Origin of the sequence: Aneurinibacillus sp. XH2 (assembly GCF_001439585.2) — a bacterium.
GTDB lineage: Bacteria > Bacillota > Bacilli > Aneurinibacillales > Aneurinibacillaceae > Aneurinibacillus > Aneurinibacillus thermoaerophilus.
The window spans coordinates 3,411,298-3,430,302 of the sequence record NZ_CP014140.1 but is presented as its reverse complement, the minus strand read 5'-3'; the positions used below and the strand labels follow the sequence as shown (position 1 = coordinate 3,430,302).

General features: G+C 44.0%; 20 protein-coding genes. 17 read left to right on the top strand and 3 right to left on the bottom strand.

Going from position 1 to position 19,005, the window contains the following annotated elements; translation table 11 throughout:
• The first annotated feature begins 46 nt into the window (after positions 1 to 46).
• The 6 genes from ACH33_RS17055 (at position 47) to ACH33_RS17030 (ending at position 6,764) form a co-directional block, all read left to right on the top strand.
• The gene (locus tag ACH33_RS17055) at positions 47 to 1,426 is read left to right on the top strand and encodes a putrescine aminotransferase (protein ID WP_057900073.1); all 1,380 of its coding nucleotides are present in this window, start codon (positions 47 to 49) and stop codon (positions 1,424 to 1,426) included.
• Between the two features lie 112 nt (positions 1,427 to 1,538).
• Entirely contained in the window at positions 1,539 to 1,727 is a 189-nt protein-coding gene (locus ACH33_RS17050) for a biotin/lipoyl attachment domain-containing protein (RefSeq protein WP_236781921.1), read from the top strand.
• Between the two features lie 118 nt (positions 1,728 to 1,845).
• Positions 1,846 to 3,966 carry a sigma 54-interacting transcriptional regulator gene (locus tag ACH33_RS17045; protein ID WP_408863274.1) on the top strand — a complete coding sequence of 707 codons (2,121 nt, stop codon included), beginning with the start codon at positions 1,846 to 1,848 and terminating at the stop codon, positions 3,964 to 3,966.
• A 188-nt stretch (positions 3,967 to 4,154) separates the two neighbouring features.
• Complete coding sequence (locus ACH33_RS17040; RefSeq protein WP_057900071.1) at positions 4,155 to 4,484, top strand: hypothetical protein; 330 nt, start codon at positions 4,155 to 4,157, stop codon at positions 4,482 to 4,484.
• Positions 4,485 to 4,614: 130 nt separating this feature from the next.
• On the top strand, positions 4,615 to 5,340 hold the full coding sequence (locus tag ACH33_RS17035) for a response regulator transcription factor (protein ID WP_057900070.1): 726 nt from the start codon (positions 4,615 to 4,617) through the stop codon (positions 5,338 to 5,340).
• The gene (locus ACH33_RS17030; RefSeq protein WP_057900069.1) at positions 5,337 to 6,764 is read left to right on the top strand and encodes a sensor histidine kinase; all 1,428 of its coding nucleotides are present in this window, start codon (positions 5,337 to 5,339) and stop codon (positions 6,762 to 6,764) included. The genes ACH33_RS17035 and ACH33_RS17030 overlap by 4 nt, the downstream gene beginning before the upstream one ends.
• Positions 6,765 to 6,929: 165 nt before the next feature.
• Here ACH33_RS17030 and pdxR read toward each other — a convergent pair whose 3' ends face one another.
• Positions 6,930 to 8,372, bottom strand: coding sequence for a MocR-like pyridoxine biosynthesis transcription factor PdxR (gene pdxR, locus ACH33_RS17025; protein WP_057900068.1), 1,443 nt, complete (start codon positions 8,370 to 8,372; stop codon positions 6,930 to 6,932).
• 410 nt (positions 8,373 to 8,782) lie between these two features.
• Complete coding sequence (locus ACH33_RS17020) at positions 8,783 to 9,013, bottom strand: hypothetical protein (RefSeq protein ID WP_057900067.1); 231 nt, start codon at positions 9,011 to 9,013, stop codon at positions 8,783 to 8,785.
• Positions 9,014 to 9,214: 201 nt separating this feature from the next.
• Between ACH33_RS17020 and ACH33_RS17015 the strand changes: the two genes are divergently transcribed.
• The 8 genes from ACH33_RS17015 to ACH33_RS16980 all read left to right on the top strand — a co-directional run bounded on the left by ACH33_RS17015 (position 9,215) and on the right by ACH33_RS16980 (position 15,998).
• On the top strand, positions 9,215 to 9,805 hold the full coding sequence (locus ACH33_RS17015) for a sigma-70 family RNA polymerase sigma factor (protein WP_057900066.1): 591 nt from the start codon (positions 9,215 to 9,217) through the stop codon (positions 9,803 to 9,805).
• Positions 9,795 to 10,709: a DUF3600 domain-containing protein gene (locus ACH33_RS17010; protein ID WP_057900065.1), complete on the top strand. Its 915-nt coding sequence runs from the start codon at positions 9,795 to 9,797 to the stop codon at positions 10,707 to 10,709. Before ACH33_RS17015 ends, ACH33_RS17010 begins: the two co-directional genes overlap by 11 nt.
• A 224-nt stretch (positions 10,710 to 10,933) precedes the next feature.
• Positions 10,934 to 11,845, top strand: a complete 912-nt coding sequence (locus ACH33_RS17005; protein ID WP_057900064.1) for an ABC transporter ATP-binding protein — start codon at positions 10,934 to 10,936, stop codon at positions 11,843 to 11,845.
• Positions 11,842 to 12,579, top strand: coding sequence for an ABC transporter permease (locus tag ACH33_RS17000; protein ID WP_057900063.1), 738 nt, complete (start codon positions 11,842 to 11,844; stop codon positions 12,577 to 12,579). Before ACH33_RS17005 ends, ACH33_RS17000 begins: the two co-directional genes overlap by 4 nt.
• Before the next feature lie 15 nt (positions 12,580 to 12,594).
• Entirely contained in the window at positions 12,595 to 13,335 is a 741-nt protein-coding gene (locus tag ACH33_RS16995) for an ABC transporter permease (RefSeq protein WP_057900062.1), read from the top strand.
• Between the two features lie 184 nt (positions 13,336 to 13,519).
• On the top strand, positions 13,520 to 13,807 hold the full coding sequence (locus ACH33_RS16990) for a FeoA family protein (RefSeq protein ID WP_236781920.1): 288 nt from the start codon (positions 13,520 to 13,522) through the stop codon (positions 13,805 to 13,807).
• 56 nt (positions 13,808 to 13,863) lie between these two features.
• The gene (locus ACH33_RS16985) at positions 13,864 to 14,607 is read left to right on the top strand and encodes a FeoB small GTPase domain-containing protein (RefSeq protein WP_204244872.1); all 744 of its coding nucleotides are present in this window, start codon (positions 13,864 to 13,866) and stop codon (positions 14,605 to 14,607) included.
• On the top strand, positions 14,592 to 15,998 hold the full coding sequence (locus ACH33_RS16980; protein WP_057900059.1) for a nucleoside recognition domain-containing protein: 1,407 nt from the start codon (positions 14,592 to 14,594) through the stop codon (positions 15,996 to 15,998). Before ACH33_RS16985 ends, ACH33_RS16980 begins: the two co-directional genes overlap by 16 nt.
• Before the next feature lie 38 nt (positions 15,999 to 16,036).
• On the opposite strand, the gene ACH33_RS16975 is transcribed toward ACH33_RS16980, so the two are convergent.
• Positions 16,037 to 16,225 carry a hypothetical protein gene (locus tag ACH33_RS16975; RefSeq protein ID WP_057900058.1) on the bottom strand — a complete coding sequence of 63 codons (189 nt, stop codon included), beginning with the start codon at positions 16,223 to 16,225 and terminating at the stop codon, positions 16,037 to 16,039.
• 136 nt (positions 16,226 to 16,361) lie between these two features.
• On the opposite strand from ACH33_RS16975, the gene ACH33_RS16970 reads away from it, so the two are divergent.
• The 3 genes from ACH33_RS16970 to ACH33_RS16960 are packed head-to-tail and all read left to right on the top strand — an operon-like array spanning position 16,362 to position 18,987.
• A complete protein-coding gene (locus ACH33_RS16970) occupies positions 16,362 to 17,384 on the top strand; it encodes a metal ABC transporter substrate-binding protein (RefSeq protein WP_236781919.1) in 1,023 nt (340 codons plus the stop codon).
• A complete protein-coding gene (locus ACH33_RS16965; RefSeq protein WP_057900056.1) occupies positions 17,381 to 18,136 on the top strand; it encodes a metal ABC transporter ATP-binding protein in 756 nt (251 codons plus the stop codon). The genes ACH33_RS16970 and ACH33_RS16965 overlap by 4 nt, the downstream gene beginning before the upstream one ends.
• A 17-nt stretch (positions 18,137 to 18,153) precedes the next feature.
• Positions 18,154 to 18,987, top strand: a complete 834-nt coding sequence (locus ACH33_RS16960) for a metal ABC transporter permease (RefSeq protein ID WP_057900055.1) — start codon at positions 18,154 to 18,156, stop codon at positions 18,985 to 18,987.
• Positions 18,988 to 19,005 lie beyond the last annotated feature (18 nt).

The following is a 19,005-nucleotide window of genomic DNA, read 5'->3' as shown; positions in this document are numbered from 1 at the left end:
ATGCATTCTGGCTAAATAAATTCAATGAAAGTGGAGGCATCAAAGCATGGAAACAACTATGAACAAATATAAAGAGGTATACGAATATACAGCCAAAGTTTTGGACATTATCGAGAAGACTGATGTAACGAAAGAGGAAGCACAATGGATTACGAGTGAAACCGTGAACGGGTTCCGCGAAAACGTAAACTCTGGATTTCTTGAGTACCGCAAATCGGTTACGAAAGGTGGACAATACGCTTCCGTAGAATGGAAAGACTCGGGTCCGAATTGCTTTATTGATGTAAACGGCAAAGAATACATTGACTGTCTGGGTGGTTTCGGTATTTATAATGTGGGACATCGCCATCCAAAGGTGGTAAAAGCGGTAAAGGATCAGCTTGATAAGCAGGCATTGCATAGCCAGGATCTTTTGGATCCGCTGCGCGCGATGCTGGCGAAAGCGTTGGCTATGCTCACACCGGGCGACTTAAAATATTCCTTCTTTGGCAACAGTGGTACCGAAGCGGTGGAAGCAGCACTGAAATTAGCGAAAATCTATCACCATAAAGAAGGGCGTAGCACTTTTATCGCGACGACACGGGCGTTCCACGGCAAGAGTCTTGGTTCCTTGTCCGGTACGGCAAAAGGCGTTTTCCGTAAGCCGTTTATACCGCTGGTAAGCGGATTTCGTCATGTTGCGTTTGGTGATATTGATATGATGAAGAAAACGATGCATGCCTGCCATATGGTTGGTGAGGATGTAGCGGCGGTTATCGTTGAACCGATTCAGGGCGAAGGTGGAGTTATCATTCCGCCGGACGATTATCTGCCGAAGTTGCGTGAACTGTGTGACGAGTATGGCGCATTGCTGATTTTCGATGAAGTGCAAACAGGTATGGGCCGTACGGGTAAAATGTTCTGTGCAGAACACTATGGAGTGACACCGGACATTATGACTTTGGCAAAAGCGTTCGGCGGCGGCGTTATGCCAGCAAGCGCAACCATTGCTACGGAAGAAGTATTCTCTCATCTATTCGATAACCCGTTCCTGCATACAACAACATTCGGCGGTAACCCGCTGGCATGCGCGGCGGCTCTTGCTACTATTAACGTGTTAATTGAAGAAAAACTGCCGGAACGCGCTGCGGAAATGGGAGAATATATGTTGAACGGGCTGCGTGAAGCGGCTAAAGGACATGAAAATAAAGTGCTTGAAGTACGTGGTAAAGGTCTTTTGATCGGTATCGAATTCGTTAGTGACGAAATTGGATACGAAGTGGCAAAAGGCTTCTTCGATAATGGAGTTTTGACAGCGGGAACACTCATCAATGCGAAAACAATCCGCATCGAACCACCGTTAACGATTGAAAAAGAACAGTGCGATAAAGTATGTGAAACATTTGCGAAGGTGCTAAAAGAGGTAGACAAAGCAGTTCTCGTATAGGCTGCGTGAGGTAGATGGTCATTCAGTATCCGGTGCTTAGTCCTTATTATGGAAAAGTAGAAAAATTATACATCCGTCTGCCTCATACTTTTACGAATGGGAGACATTGTTCTTGATTCGTACGAGTGACGGAATGATCGAAGAAATCGTAGCCGATACTGCTGGCTATGTATATTCCTATGAAGTAGCGAATGGGGATCGGATAATTCCAGGGATGGTACTCGCATATATTAGGGAAGAAGCCCCGCAAGCCGGAAATGATGAAAATGACAAAATGAGCGATTTATGCGCGGATGAATAAAAACAAGCAGGAAGTGTGGAACAAGTTTTAACGCTTTCCTGCTTGTTCTCATATGTATGCAGTAGTGTATAATAAAATTAGTTTATGCATAATTTCTTGAACGGAAGGAGGAAGGAAAGTGCTGGTATTTACCGAAGAGAATGTACGAAAAATTCATACCATATCTACAGACATGTCATTTTCTGAAGTTGAACGTTATTTAGAAGAGCAAAAAGAACCGGTTTTGTTTGTCAAGAAAAAAGAGGAAGTCATTGGCTATGTTCGTGTCCAGGATTTATCGTCCGATAAGGAAGCGGAAAACAATGAAATTCCTTTCTGGCAGGCACATTTGATACCGCTGCATTTTGCTTACCATATTTATTGCGATATATCTGTATCTGATGTATTTAAGCTGCTCGGAGAAGAGATTGTTATTGTAAAGAATAAGCAGGATGAAGTATGCGGATATTTGCGTAGGGAAGACATTTTGATAGAACTCCTGCGGCAAGACAACCACAATATTGACCTGTTCCGAACGATTCTTTCATCGATTCCAAAGGGGATTTTTGTGGTGGATAAACAGGGGAGTATCATCAATTATAACGATGAAGGATTGCGCATGATCCGCTGTGAGAAAGAGAAAATTCATAATCGACCAGCGCGTGAAATTTTCGGCGCGGAACAAATTGAACGTGTATTCGCCACAGGCGAGACGATTCTTAACCAACTTCATATTCGTCCTGAAATGGGAATTTTAGCTGATTATAGTCCAATTCTTAGTCCGGAACATGAGGTTAAAGGCGTTGTGATTGTGGTACAGGATTTGCCGATGCTAGAAGAGATGGCGATGGAACTTGATTATGTAAAAGATTTGAATAAAGATTTAAAAGCGATTCTTTCTACCATTTATGACGAGATTCTGGTTGTCAATCATAAAGGGGAATTGTTGCGTTTTAGCGACAATAACACGTTGAATTTTCGCCAGGATGATTTAGAAAATCTCGTAGGCAAAAATTTGCTGGAACTGGAAGATCAAGGGCTGTTTAAACCATCCGTTACACGCCTTGTGCTTGAGCGAAAACGAAAAGTTTCAGTTATTCAGGATATGAGTAACGGAAGAAAAGTGCTGGCAGTTGGAAATCCAGTGTTTGATGAAGAAGGCAACATTGAACGGATTGTCATTGCATCCCGCGATATTACAGAAACGACAAAGCTAAAAAGCGAATTAAAAGAAATGAAAAAGCTGTCCCAGCAGTATAAAGAAGAATTGGAAAGTTTGAAAAGCAGGCATACGTTAAACCGAAGCGTTGTATATTGCAGTCCCAAAATTGACCGTATTATGCGCGAAATTGAAAAGATTGCTCGATTTTCTTCCACCGTGTTGTTGACCGGTGAATCCGGCGTTGGTAAAGAGGTGTTTGCCAAGGCGATTCATCAATTGGGCGCACGCGTGAACCAGCCGTTTTTAAAAATCAACTGCGGCGCGATCCCGGAAAATTTGTTGGAGAGCGAATTATTTGGATATGAAAAAGGGGCGTTTACAGGCGCCGATCCGAGAGGGAAGGAAGGGTATTTTCAAAAGGCGAACGGTGGCGTACTCTTTTTGGATGAGATTGGCGAAATGCCGCTGTCACTACAGGTAAAGCTGTTGCGCGTGCTGCAGGAGCGGGAAGTGATTCCGGTAGGCAGCACACAGACGATTCCGGTCGATGTGCAGATTATCGCTGCAACCAACAAAAACCTAGAACAAAAAGTAGAGGAAGGAAGCTTCCGTGAAGACTTATTTTATAGATTGAATGTAATTCCGATTCATATTCCGCCGCTTCGAGAGCGCCCGGAAGACATTCCGGTATTAGCTTATTATTTCTTGCAGAAGCTGAACGAGAAGTATCACCGCGATATTCAATTGAGTCCGGACGCACTTAATTTGCTTGAAGTGTATTCTTGGCCGGGGAATGTCCGCGAGTTGCAGAATATCATTGAACGGGCGGTCGTGACGACCGAAGAAGAAATGATTCACGCCGATCATCTGAATCGGTTCCTGCAATGGAAAAAAGCTTCAACGAAAGTAAGACCGATTATCACGAATTTGATTCCATTGCAGGAAGCGCTCGAAGATGTGGAGGAGCAGTTAATTTTGCTGGCGATGGAGCGTTACAAAACGACCACCATGGCGGCGAAGGTGCTTGGCATTAGCCAGTCTTCCGTCAGTCGCAAATACCAAAAAATTGTGCAAAAGCAGGCGAGTATGCATGCATAAAATTGTTTGGCCCGCTGGTTCGCAAGTCTGAGAGGGGTGCGAATGGGCGGGTTTTTTAGGTGAAAAGGTCAAAAATAGGAGGATATATCTTGTTATTTATCATATTTGGCCTATATAATATTCGTTGTATGGCTATTTTTTATATTTAACTCATGGAAATGTTTTTATTTTTGATTATGGGGGAGAAAATGTCAAATTTATCTTGCAAATTTGACGGCAGAGAGTTTGCCAGTCTTGAAAAAATGGTAGAGATACTATTGCATGAAGCAAGTGAGCAAATGGCGCTTATTGATGGAGGAAAAAAGAAAAATAGCCATCAGGAAAGGGCATATGCGAAATGGCGTCTGGTTCATTTGCAACATTGCTTCGGAGAATATGTACCTGAACAATACAGAAGTACATATAACTCCCTGTGGAGTCAGCTCTATCGCTTGGAGCACCAGAGTAATTATCGGCATCCGTACATCGTATATCTGCTGGAAAAAGCGTTGGCTCAAGAGCATTCGCACATCGAATAAACGTGCTGTCCTATTAGAGGACGGCTTTTTTGTTATGCGAAATTTAAGCCAGGCTTAAGGAAAGAGGATTTTGGAATGTGTTATAATGACGGAAAATCCATGCCGCATACGATAGGTTGAGGTGACGGGAATGCTTGCGATGCCGGATATGTCCGCCAAAAAAATTTTGCTGATCGATGATGAGATAGATATTTTGCATTTGCTGGAAACCGTGTTAAAGAAAGAAGGATTCTCTCATATTTATAAGGCATCAAACGGATGGGATGGAATTGATATGTGCTGTGCACATCAGCCGGATATTATCGTGCTTGACATTATGCTGCCTGATATGGACGGCTTTGAAGTATGCCGGCGCCTGCGTGACATTACGGTGGCACCGATTCTTTTTTTATCGGCGAAAAACGAGGATACGGACAAAATCCTTGGTCTTGGGCTCGGTGGTGATGATTATATTACGAAACCGTTCAGCCCAAAGGAAGTAGCGTATCGGATAAAAGCTCATTTTCGCCGCCATTATTATTTAAGCAGAAAAGAAGAGACAGTATACACATTTGGTGATGTGGAAATTGATGCCAAGCGTGGAGAAGTGCGGAAGGCAGGGAAACTGGTAGCGTTAACTGCGAAGGAATATCAGTTGCTATTGTTTCTTGCGCGCCATCCGAACCAAATTTTCAGCAAAAGCAAACTGTATGAAGCAGTCTGGGAAGAAGAGTATTTCGGTTATGATAACACCATTATGGTGCATATGCGACATCTGCGTGAAAAATTGGAAGACAACCCGTCTGCTCCTGTGTATTTGCTGACGGTACGGGGGCTTGGATATAAATTGCAGAATGAGGGGAAAGTGCAAGCATGAAGTGGAAGATGACCAGTTTGTTCCTTGTCCCGCTCATTTTGATGACGGTCGCATTTACGTTTATTAATTTAGCGGCCGTTATTTATTTTTCATCGGCAGAACCGGAGAAAAACGCATTCATCTCCTTTTTTCCTTATGAGGAATATACACGGAAGTTTGGCCGTTTTATCGTATTTGTGGATGATAAGCCGCAAGTTTCGCCTGAAGGAAAGAAAGAACTAAGCAAGAAGCGAGCCTGGATTCAGATACTTAATGCGAATGGTACTGAAGTATACAATCTGAATAAGCCGGAAGCTGCCCCAAAGCATTATACGCCGGGAGAGCTTGTGCATTATTACAGATATACCGCTTCGATTCAAGACTCGACGTTGTTTGTTAGCTGGGTTACTCATGAGGACACGAAATGGACGTACATTCTTGGGTTTCATTATCATACGATTTCCCGATATGTGATGTCGTTTAGCCCGTTCAAAATGATAAATTTTTGGAAAGAAGTCATTTTGGCAGTGTTTGTGTTAACATTCTTAATGGTGATTACGATCGGGTATTTTTTTGGCCGCAAGTTGACACGGCCCTTGGTCGAGATTATCGGAAGTATACAGGCACTGGCACAAGGGCATTATTCCATAAAATACAACATACGTGGTTTGTATAAAGATGTATATAAAAGTTTGAATCAGCTGGCTGATGCCCTAAAGGCCAGCGAGGTGCAACGGATGCGGCTAGAGAAAATGCGTGATGAATGGGTTACAAATCTTTCGCATGACTTAAAAACGCCGCTTGCTTCCATTAAAGGGTTTGGGGAAGTGCTGGCCGATTCAGACTATGAAATTTCACCGGACGAAAGGCGAAAATATGCCGACATTATTGTTGGTAAAACGAGCTATATGGAAAAATTATTGGAAGATTTACGGTTGACATACCAGTTAAAAAATAATCTGCTTCCGTTGCAAAAAAAGGAAGAAAATGTGGTTGAGCTTGTCCGGGAAATTATTATTGATTTGTTGAACGATCCGCAATACGGAGATAGAGCGATCGAATTTGTTACAAACAAAGAGCATGTACCGCTTTTGCTGGACCGGGCTTATTTCACTCGTGCTTTTACCAATCTTATATACAATGCGGTTATTCATAATCTGCCCGATACCCGTGTCTGTGTAACCGTGACAGAAGAAGCGGAAATGGTGACAGTACTTATTCGGGACAGTGGGAAAGGGATTGCGGAAGAAGAGATAGATAAGCTGTTCACCCGCTATTACCGCGGGACGAGCACGAATGAGCGGCATCAGGGCTCCGGTCTGGGCATGGCGATTGCCAAACAAATTATTGACGCGCATGGCGGTGAAATTTGTGTCACAAGCAAACTTGGGGAAGGAACAGCGATTCGTGTTGTTTTTTTGCGGCAGAAAGACAAGAAATTATAAATATGTGTTCATGGTTTGATATTTGTTTGGAAGGGAAAGTAAGAGAGGAAGGAAGAAGGGCTTTGCATAAAGACAAGGGGCTCCGGCTTGCTTTTTCTTCTCCCCATTTTCCCTTTTTACCCCTCTTACCATCATATAAATTTCGAAACATTAATTTTATATCATTTAAGTTTTATTGGCCAGATTATAAAATGCTTCAGAAAACTTGAAGATAGCTTCTTCAATCGTATCCTCATAAGCTCGACCAAAAGTAAATCGAACATATCCTTTTTTTGTCCCTAAAGCACTTCCGGGTACAAAAATCACTCCATAATTCAGCGCAGTTTCGAGTAACTTTTCTTCATGTATAGGAGTTTTCATCTTACACCACATATGGATTCCGCCTTTGGGAATAAAAAATTCGACGTGATCGTGAAGATAATTCTTTATTGAAGAAACCATAGCATCCCGCCTCTTTTTTAATTCCAATACAAGTTGATTTATATGTTCATGAAAATAGGGAGACGTCAAAAATTCATTCGCTATCCACTGTGAAAAAATGCTATGTCCGAAATCAATCTGCTGTTTAGCATCGGACAGGCGGTTAATGACCCGTTGCGGCCCGGTAATCCATCCTATTCTCAAGCCGGAAGAAACGATCTTGGACAAAGAGCTAATATAAAGAACAATTCCATAAGGGTCCATAGATTTTAGCGTAGGAAACGGTTCCTGTTCAAAAGCGGTTAACGTATACGGATCGTCTTCGATAATAGGGATTCCGTATTTTGCCGCGATATCGAGAATTTTCTTGCGACGTTCGGGATGCAGACTGACTCCTGTTGGATTTTGAAAAGTTGGATTTAGAAAAATCATGCGAAGCCGATGTTTTTTATGAAGAGTCAGGAGATCATCAGGGTTTACTCCATTCTGGTCAACCGGCAACAAATGCACTTTTAAACCTACTGACTTAAAGATAGGCAGTGAATAGCAATACGAAGGATCTTCGATAGCGATCGAATCTCCCGGTTTGAGCAGGCATTGCACAATGAGATGCAACGCTTGTTGCGCGCCGGAAGTAATGAGAATGGAGGATGCGGTTGCATCAATGTTTTTGTATTTTTTTACATGGTTAGCAATCGTTTCACGCAACTGGAAATTTCCTTGCGGATTTTCATATCCTAAATGAAAATTGAAGTTTCCTGTTTTTATTATTTGTTGAAATTGTGCTTGCGGAAATAGATCAGGAGATAATTCTCCTGTGGCTAAATCGATAAGATCTTTATTGAGCGCTTCTTTTAGGATGCGGCGGATTAATGGTATGTTGGGTAAAAGAGAGCCTCCGACCACATATCGATTCCAATTCGGCACCCGTTCTTTAGAATTCTCCGCAAGAAATGGGCTCACGCGTGTCCCGCTTCCTTGTTTGCTAATAATAAGCCCTGATGCGCGCAGTTCCTCATAGGCCGTGACCACTGTGCTTCGATTCACGTTCAATTCTTTGGCAAGAATGCGTTCGGAAGGCAATAAGCTTCCGGGAGGATATTCTCCGTTGAAAATCCGGTATTCGATATATTCGACAATTTGTTTATAAATAGGTTTATCATGCAAACGATCAGGTTTCCATTCCATATTCATATTCCTCTTTCTTATGAATCCGGGTTGAATAAAAACTATTATAAACAAGTGGATGGTAAATAAAAAGTTGAATTGGATGGTCCATTTTTTTCATGTTTAATTATTCTAAAGGTATAAATGGCTGATTTGATGTAGAAGAGGGAGGAAAAATGAAAAAAGTTAAAATATATGAAGGTAAATATTGTTAAGGAATGCGGTGGGAATATGAGCGATAATATGTTTCTTTGGATAGTCCATATTTGTCTTGTCGTTTTCGGTGGAGCCATTTGGATTTTTTATAAAAATAATAAAGATTTTCTATGACATAAGTAAAGCCGGTTATTTCTTGATGGAGAAATAATCGGCTTTTTGTCATTTAAGAGGCACACTTGTTGATTAGCCATATGGTGGAGGAAGAAATTCAGCTATTTATTAATGTACGGAGCAAGGAATTCTTTCACTCTTTCTTGCACTTGTGGCGAGAGACGGGAGAACATCTCCAGCATCTCCGGTGTTATCGTAAAGTCTTTGTTCGTTTCCAGAAATGTTTTTGCGTTTTGCGCCATTGCTTCAAACAGCGTCAGCTGCTCTTTTTCCGGCAACTGAAGCGCATTTTCGAACATTTGCTTAAACATTGTCATTTGTTCTTCCGTCATTTTGTTCCCTCTTTTCCTGATGTAATTTTTTCAACGTTTATTATACATTAGCGATGGTATACGGAGAATGGGGAATAAGCGGAAAGTTCCTCATCTATTAGCGCAATAGAAAAGAAAATGTATCTTTTGCAAAGAAAAATGAACGATGGAAATGGATTGAACCAATATCAAATGTAGAATCAAAAAGGGGGGTGAGATGCGATGGAGCAGGAAAACGAAGAATTGTTGGAGAACATTAGGCGGTCGATTGCTGGTGACAGGGAAGCGTTTGCTAGAATTTATGATTGTACGGTGCGCGATGTGACGGGAACTGTGCGCTTTTTGCTTGAAGATAGAGCGAGTGCTGAAGATGTCATTCAAGAGATTTACATTGAAATATATAAATCGCTGCCGAAGTTTAATCCGGCTCGATCTTTTCGCTCTTGGGTTATCGGAATTGCCATTCGGCAAGTGAACAATTATCGGCGACGAAGATGGCGTTTATTTCGCCTATTGGCGAAAAACCAACAATATACTTCTCAGGAAACCGAGCCGGATTTTTCAGGGGAGGTGGCGGACAGGCTGGATAGTCTTGAGGTGATTCGCCTGGTTGACAATTTGCCTTATAAGTACAAACAGGTGATTGTACTGCGGTATTTGTACGAGTATTCACAGGAGGAAATCGCGCGTATTCTGGATATTCCGGTTGGCACGGTAAAATCACGGCTCCATTTCGCTCTCGAAAAGCTTCGTAACATATCGTATACGAACGCTTATTCTCTGGGAAAGGCGGGGGAAAGTCATGGACATTGAGAATCGGTTGCGTCAGATTTTGAAAGCAGAGGCGGAACGAATGAAAGGAACACCTGAGATGAGAAACCGAATTTTAAGCAGTATTTCATATAAGGGGGAACAGAAGAGAATGAAAAAACGTTTGATAGCGGGAGTTGCGGCAGCGGCAATTATGATTCCGACGGCAGGATTCGCAGGTTATTCATATTTGTCGGACGGTATTTTCGGCTCTCAGGAGAACTTCGTTGCCCAGGGAGGCACGAAAGCAGAATATCAGCATGTTGAAGAAAAGCTGGCACAGGCCAAAAGGGTATTGAACAGCAAAGAATACAAGGAAATGGAAGCTTTGTTGAAAGAAGCTGCGGGCTATCATGCGAAAATGGCGGGGCCGGACGGAACGCTTGATGCAAGCCGTTTGAGCGAAGAGGAAAAACAACGTTACAACCAACTGGAAAAAGAGCTTGCCCCTTATTCGGCGAAAATAATGGCGGCCGAAGAAAGCCCCGTTGACACTTTGACCTTGGAAGAGTCGCAAAAGCTGTTGACATTTCCGGTGCGAAAGCCGACGTATGTACCGGAAGGTTATGTGCTGCGCACCGAAGTAGGAGCAGTAAGCAAGGATACAAAGGAACGGAAGCCGGTCATTAATATCTATTATGAGAAAGGAGAAGAAGGGCTCGGCATTTTGCAGCAGGAGCTTGAAGACCCGGATGACGTTCATCTCTTCGGTACGTATTCCAATATAAAAGAGTATACGCTTGAAGGTTTTCAGGCGTTATATGGTGAAAAAGACAAGCGCAACGCAAATGGACTCTCTCTCATCGTTCCCGCAAAAGGAAAGCAAAGCGCGTACCATATTCATGTGTCCGGTCCGCTTCCGAAAGCCGAACTGGAGAAGGTGGCGCTTTCTATCGTACAGCAATAGAGTAGCTATAGTTGTAAAGTAGAGCATGTTATGTACATGATTCTTCCCTTAAACCATACAAGGATGTCGATATATCAAATGTGATTTATATAGAGTCTTCCGGAGAAGGAAGGCTCTTTTTGCGAGAGCGTAATTAAGAAAGAATTAAGGAACGCTAAAAGGGAGATTAAGATACGGACAGTACAATGAAGTCAAATTAAATCGAGAGGATAGGGGGAATAGCCATGACTTCATTTGTAATCGAAACAGAGCAACTAACCAAGAGATTTAAAAAATTTACACCGGTTCACAACCTTTCCTTACAAGTGCGAAAAGGGGAAGTGTATGGATTTCTCGGTCCGAACGGTGCGGGAAAAACGACAACCATTCGGATGTTGCTTGGGCTGATTAAGCCGACGTCAGGAGACATTCGCATTTTCGGTAAACCATTGGCAAGCCATAGACTGGACATCGCCCGGAAAGTCGGCTCTCTTGTAGAATCGCCTTCCTATTATGGACATTTGACCGGCTATGAAAACTTGGAAGTGACGCGCAGGCTGCTTGGCGCGGATAAAAAAGATATTGATCGTGTGCTTGACATTGTCCGGCTGACTGAATGGAAGAACAAAAAGACCAAAACGTATTCGCTGGGCATGAAGCAACGGCTCGGCATCGCGCAGGCGCTATTGGGAAATCCGGAATTGCTCATTCTCGATGAACCGACGAATGGTCTTGACCCGGCGGGCATTCACGAAATTCGTGATTTAATTGTCAGTTTACCTGAACACATGAATATTACGGTGCTTGTATCAAGCCATATTTTACGTGAGGTTGAGCTGATTGCTGATCGGGTGGGGATCATCAACCGAGGGCAATTGCTGTTTCAGGGCAAGCTTTCGGAATTGCAGGCCCGCAGTAAGCCGAAGCTGCGTGTAGAAACAGATAAGATGAACGAAGCGGCGAGACTGTTGTTTAATGCCGGGTATCGCGTAGAGAAAAGCGAGGATATTCTTTACATTAATACGGATAAAAGCGAAGCGGCTAACGTTAACCGTCATCTTGTATTAAGCGGTCATAAAGTATGGCATTTGAGCGAAGAGAGAAAATCGCTGGAAGATATTTTCCTTGAACTAACGAAGGAGGCGCAGAGCGTATGAGTCGCCTGGCTGTTTTTATGACTGAGATGTATAAGCAGAAGAACGGTGTGATGTGGTGGCTCGTTATCGGTGGCCCGCTGCTGATTGCGGCTCTCGTATGGATTGATGTAGGTGTCCGTTACGATTACTTAATTACAAAGAAGAGCAATGCGGGACTTGGTTCCTGGGGAATTATACTGGGTGAGTTAATGTTTTTGTGGGCGTTTTTTTGTCCGATTGGAGTTACGTTAATTGCTGCGATTGTGCATTACCGGGAGTTCAGCGAAAACGCGTGGAAACATTTGTTGAGTTTGCCGGTGACAAGAAGAAATGTCTATTTTTCAAAGTGGTTTTTAATATTATTGCTTACATATCTTGCTATTTTTGTTTTGTTTATCGGATTGTTTGTAGTCGGTAAAATACTTGAATTTTCCGAACCATTTGCCTGGGAGCTGTACGGTCGCTATGCCTTATATCAGGCATTGGGTGTGCTTGGCATCGTTAGCATCCAGCATTGGCTAAGCTCCCGTTTTAAAAATGTAATTGTACCGATTGCGATTGGGATTACCTTGAGCGTATGCGCCCTTTTTTTTGCTCAATCCGAAATGCTTAGTTTCTTTCCGCATGTGACGATTCTTTATGCGACACCATTAGAAGACATTGCAAACAACCGTCCCGTATGGAGCGGGCTGATTGCTGGACCGCTATTACTGGTGCTGGGAATGCACGAATTTAAGAACCGGGACATTGTATAGGAGGAAGGGAAGAGGATGAAACAATTGCTTGCGGCCGAATGGCTAAAACTGCGCCGTTCAGGCATGATATGGATCGCCGTACTTGTGCCGCTGTTTTTGGTGGTGCAGGGCGTAGGGAATTTTCTTCGTTATCGGGATACGGTTTTTGCCGGAAGCACGCGCACAGAATGGGAAATACTGTATGAACAATGCATGTTTATGTATCCTACTATGCTGATGCCGCTTGTCATTACGGTGCTGATCGCTTTGCTTGCGCGCGTTGAAAATGTTCACGGCGGATGGAAACAATTATTGACGTTTCCGGTGACGCGCGGTCAGGTTTATGTTGCGAAATTAGTGATAGCCTGCATGCTTGTTTTGCTTAATATGGCGGTATTGAGCGGCGGTACGTTGGCAGGGGGATGGATCACCGGAGCGGAAGGACAGGCACCTTATGGTTTGTTGCTGGGCAGAGGAGCACTGGCGTTTGTGGCCGCGTTGCCTATTATCGCGATTCAATTTGTGCTAAGTTTTCGTTTTTCCCACATCGGGATTCCGTTGACCCTTGGCGTCGGATTTGCGGCGCCGGCAATTTTCGCTGCGAACTCGGAAAAACTGTGGATTTTTTATCCGTGGACGTATCCGATTACTACATTTTTCGCACCTTCGATGGAACGGTTTGATAAAGGACTCTTAATGTATGGCATTGCCGTTACGCTGTTTGTTATCATCATGACGTTTGGCTTGCGCGAGTTTAAAAACAGGGATATGACATGAAAATGGAGAGGATAGCACAAAAAGGATGGATAGGAAATACAGTAAATAATGTAACGGAAAGAAAAACTACTTGCATTTTTTGCCCATATGCAAAATAATTTATATGAGGAAAATAATATCCTTTTCTTTTTTTAGACAAAAAGTTGAGCTTGGTAAAATATTTAGCGCTTGGCTAATTGTCAAGTTGTTTCGAGGTGATTGGATGGTTGGCAGCAAGCAAGGAATTATCCCTTTAGCGGAGCTCTTACCTGGTGATAAAGCGAAAGTAGTAGCGCTGTCTGGCGAGGGTTTAGTGCGCAGGCGGCTTCTGGATCTAGGAATTGTGCCACAGACCGTAGTAGAAGCCGTACGGCGCAGCCCGATCGGCGACCCGGTGGCGTACCGGGTGCGTGGAACGCTTATCGGATTACGAAAGGAAGACGCGATGAAGATCATGGTTGAACCGTTGCGAAATAAGGAGGAAGACAAATGAAAGGGTTACAAGCGGAGAGGAGAAAAGAGCTTTTACACAGTAAATTTGGAATCGAGATGACAACATCTGAGCAGATTGTCATTGCGCTTGCTGGAAATCCGAATACAGGGAAGAGTACAGTATTCAACGCGTTGACGGGCTTGAATCAACACACCGGAAATTGGCCTGGAAAAACGGTGGGGAATGCGCAGGGAACATTTACACATCGGGGTGAGTCGTTTCTTATGGTTGATTTGCCAGGCACATACTCTCTTTTGCCGAATTCCGCGGATGAACAGGTAGCGCGTGATTTTATCTGCTTTGGTCGTCCTGATGTGACGCTTGTTGTAGTAGATGCGACGGCGCTGGAACGGAACTTGAATCTTGCACTGCAAGTGATGGAAATTACTGATAAGATTGTGCTATGCGTAAACTTGATGGATGAAGCGAAACGAAAAGGAATTACGGTAGATACAGAGCGTCTTTCGCAAAAGTTGGGCGTGCCGGTCATTGCCACAGCTGCCCGTCAAAAGCAAGGACTGAAGGAATTGCAGGATGCGCTGTTCGATGTGGCAACCGGTCGTGTGGTTCCGAAGCCACTGATTCTCCGATATAGTGAACAGATAGAACGGGCGGTAGAGCAATTGGAAGCGGAGATCGCACCGCTGTTGCGAGGGGTGCTTAATCCGCGCTGGGTGGCGCTGCGCTTGCTGGATGGGGATCATACGTTGCTGGAAGATATGGAGAAATATTTGACGGATGACGTGCTGCCACTACATTCTGTAAGTCAGGGGGTATCGCCATCATGGCCGCAGGCATAGGGAAGAACGACTTGAACCATTTGTATGCGATTGCACGTCGAATTGAAATGGGGAACAAAGAGCCGATAAGAGATGTACTGGTAGAACAAATTTTTCAGTATTCTCAGAAAATTGCTGAAGAAGTCACCAAGACGAATGAAAATAAACGAATGGATTGGGATAACAAGCTGGATGACATTTTGACATCTCGTTACCTTGGATTTCCAATTATGTTGGCCATGCTGGGGGTAGTGTTCTGGATTACGATTGCGGGGGCCAACGTACCGTCGGATTTGCTGGCAAGCGGTTTTGGTTGGCTAGAAGGAAAATTGACGGCTTTGTTTATGTGGGCTGGCGCTCCAGCCTGGCTGCACGGCATTCTAGTGCTTGGTTTATTTAGAGGTGTTAGCTGGGTCGTTTCGGTTATGTTGCCGCCGATGGCCATTTTCTTTCCATTGTTTGCATTGCTTGAAGATTTTGGTTATTTGCCGCGAGTTGCGTTCAATCTTGACCGATTGTTTAAAAGAGCGGGCGGACACGGTAAGCAATCGCTAACCATGGCGATGGGGTTCGGATGTAATGCAGCGGGGATTGTTTCTTGTCGGATTATCGAGTCGCCTCGCGAGCGCATGATTGCGATTTTGACGAACAATTTTGTGCCATGCAACGGAAGATGGCCGACGTTGATTTTGATGTCGTCGCTATTTATGACCGCAGCGGTCGGCACAGGTGAAAGCATAACGGTTGCTGCACTAATTGTGGTTGGCATGGTATTGTTCGGTATTATGATGACGCTGTTTGTATCGTGGGCGCTCTCTAAAACATTGCTGCGTGGTGTGCCGTCCCACTTCACGCTGGAACTTCCACCGTACCGTAAACCACAGGTGGTGCGCACGTTTGTTCGTTCGGTATTTGACAAAACGTTATTCGTATTAAAGCGTGCTGTGATTACCGCTGCCCCGGCTGGCGTCATTACGTGGTTGCTGGCCAACATTACGGTTGGGGAGCAAAGCATGCTGGCGCATGCGGTAAATTGGCTTCAGCCGTTCGGACACGCGATTGGGCTGGACGGATATATTTTGATGGCGTTTATACTTGGACTGCCGGCCAATGAAATTGTTGTGCCGATTCTTATCATGGCGTATATGGCTTCCGGCGCAATGTTAGAGTTGGAAGATTTAAGTGCGCTTAAAGCATTGTTTTTGGAGCACGGTTGGACGTGGCTAACAGCGCTTAATGTGATGTTGTTTTCGCTTTTGCATTATCCGTGCGGTACGACGCTATATACGATCGCGAAAGAGACGAAAAGTGCAAAATGGACGGTGCTTGCGGCTCTTATTCCGCTTTCCATTGCGATTGTGGTTTGCTTTGTGGTTACTCAGATTGTCCGCTATTTCGGTTGGGTGGCATGATATAGATCATGATATAGATAATAAAGTTAGGAAGGCAGCTACCTGTGGTAAGGGGCTGCTTTCGCTCTATTTTCAGCTTTTCCTTTTTGAACGTGAAACGGAAAAGCGAACGGCTCGATCAGAAAAGGATTTGAATAAAGTCCAGAAGTCTGAGGAATTATCGCTTGTGCCTTTAGCTCATGAGTCGCTTCATAATTTTTTAGCTGGTCATATCCAGCATTCATCATGATAAATTCAATGTCGGTATTCGAAACTTCTTGGTAGTTAATGTCTCATTTTTTTGTTTACAAATCGTAATCATTACGTTATACTGTTTTTTGGAAATCGGAAGAAATCTTATTTACAGAGTGAGGGATGACAAAAGTGAAAGGTTATTGGAAACTTTTCTATAGTTTATTCGTACTAAGCCTTGTGCTGGCTGTTTTTTTGATAGGCTGTGGACAAAAAGGTGAAGGGGCTGCTTCTGCCGGGAAAGCAAATGGAGAAAAAATACAAGTATATACAAGTATATTTCCTTTATATGATTTTACACGGACTATTGGCGGTGAGCATGTACAGGTGACAAATTTGTTGCCGCCTGGAGCGGAAGGTCATGACTACGAACCGTCAGCAAAAGATATGGCCAAATTAAATGAAGCGAAGTTATTCATCTACAATGGGGCAGGTTATGAGACATGGATTGAGAACGTCACGAAAAATCTTGATCCGCAAAAAACGAAAGCACTGGATGCAAGTCAGGGATTGCAGCTTATAGAAACAGAAATGCATGAACATGAGGGAGAGCACGCTCATGAAGGGGAACATAGTCATAAAGGAGAATCGGTGCATGAAGAGGATCACAGTGAGCATGCTCATGGAAAATACGATCCGCACGTTTGGCTAAATCCGATGTTAGCCAAACAGCAAGCAGAGAAAGTGAAAAATGCGCTAGCAGAGGTTGATCCGGCTCATAAGGATGCATATGAAGCGAATTACAAGAAGCTTGCCGCGGATTTAGATGCGCTCGACAAAGAATATAAAGACGTGATCGGTAAAGCGAAGAAAAAAGAATTGGTTGTATCTCACAAGGCGTTTGCATATTTAACGAGACAATATGGTTTAATCCAGTTGTCTGTATCTGGTCTTTCTCCTTCAGAAGAGCCGTCTCAGCAGCAATTAAAAAGTTTGATTGATACGGTAAAAGCGCATAATATTAAATATGTGGCATTTGAAGGACTTGTTGAGAATAAAGTAGCAAAAACGGTACAGCGGGAATCCGGTGCGGAAGCTGTGACACTTTATACGATTGAGAATGTAACGAAAGAGCAATTTGACGCCGGTAAGACTTATATTGATTTAATGAAAGAAAATCTAAATACGTTGAAGAAGGTGCTGGAAGTACAGTGAGTGACATTGTTTTAGACGTGCAGCATGTTTCGCACCGTTATGGGAGCAAACGCGTACTCGAAGATGTTTCCTTACAGCTGCATCGGGGTGAAATGATGGGACTTGTCGGACCTAACGGGTCTGGCAAGTCTACTTTGCTTAAAGTTATTCTTGGCGCATTGCCCTTGCAGGAAGGAAATGTTACGTGGTTCGGTAAGCCGCTACGCAAGTTTGACGAATGGTCGCGTATTGGGTATGTTTCGCAGAAAGCGAATAGTTTTAATACCGGATTTCCGGCCACGGTATTCGAAGTCGTTATGATGGGATTGACTGCGAAGATGGGATTGTTTCGCAGGCCTGGCAAGAAGGAGAAAGAACGGGTCAGGGAGGCAATTGCGACAGTTGGTATGGGTGGATTTGAAGGGCGGAATATCGGTCGCCTGTCCGGGGGACAGCAGCAGCGTGTGTTTATTGCACGGGCGCTGGTCAGCGATCCGGATGTGCTCATTTTAGATGAACCGACCGTCGGCGTGGACGCACAATCAGAAGCGCATTTTTATGACTTGCTGAAGCGTTTGAACGAAGAAAATCGCATCTCTATTATTCTTGTTTCTCACGATTTAGGGGCTATTAGTACGAAAATGCATTCCATTTCCTGTCTAAACCGCAAGTTGCATTTTCACGGACGAGCCGAAGAATTCGAACGGATACGCCCCGAAATTTTGTTGAAGTCATACGGTTACGATGTACATGTGCTGCATCATAACCATTAGAAGGGAATCAGAAAGCGATGATTGAAGCGATACTAAGTTACAAATTCATGCAGCATGCGCTGCTATCCGGGTTAATTATCGGTTTTGTGGCCCCGCTAATCGGCGTGTTTCTTGTAGTACGCCGGATGTCGCTGATTGCGGATGCTCTGTCTCATATCACGCTATCGGGCGTAGCGGCGGGGTTGCTGCTTTCACAGTATATCCCGTCCTTTCAGAGCATCAGCCCGGTTTATACAGGAATGTTTTTCGCGGTAGGCGGCGCCTTTATGATAGATAAGCTGCGTCAAGCGTACAGGTTCTATCAGGAGCTTGCCATCCCGATTATTTTGTCCACCGGTATCGGACTTGGTGTAGTGCTTATTAGCCTGGCGAACGGCTTTAATGTCGATTTGTTCGGATATTTATTCGGCAGCTTGTTGTCTGTTACGGAAGAAGACTTGGTGCGGGTTGTGATCGCCAGCTTGGTTGTAATTGCAATTGTTTGGTTATTTTACAAAGAATTGCTATATCTTTCATTTGACGAAGAAGGAGCGCGCATTTCGGGCGTTCCACGCAATTTGATTAACGTTGTATTCAGTGTTTTGGTCGCGCTTGTCATTAGCATCTCCATGCAGGTGGTGGGCATTTTGCTTGTTTCGGCGCTAATTACGTTACCGGTGGCGGCCGCGTTGCAGTTGGCCAGCAGTTTCCGGCAGACATTTATCTATGCAATTGTCTTCGGAGAAGTATCCGTTTTGAGCGGACTGTTAATTGCCTATACGTTTGATTTGGCTTCGGGCGGCACGATTGTACTTGTTGCCGTCTTGCTGCTTGTGTGCGTACTTGTCGGCAAGCGGCTACGCAACTCTTGAAGTGAAGTAAAAGGCGGT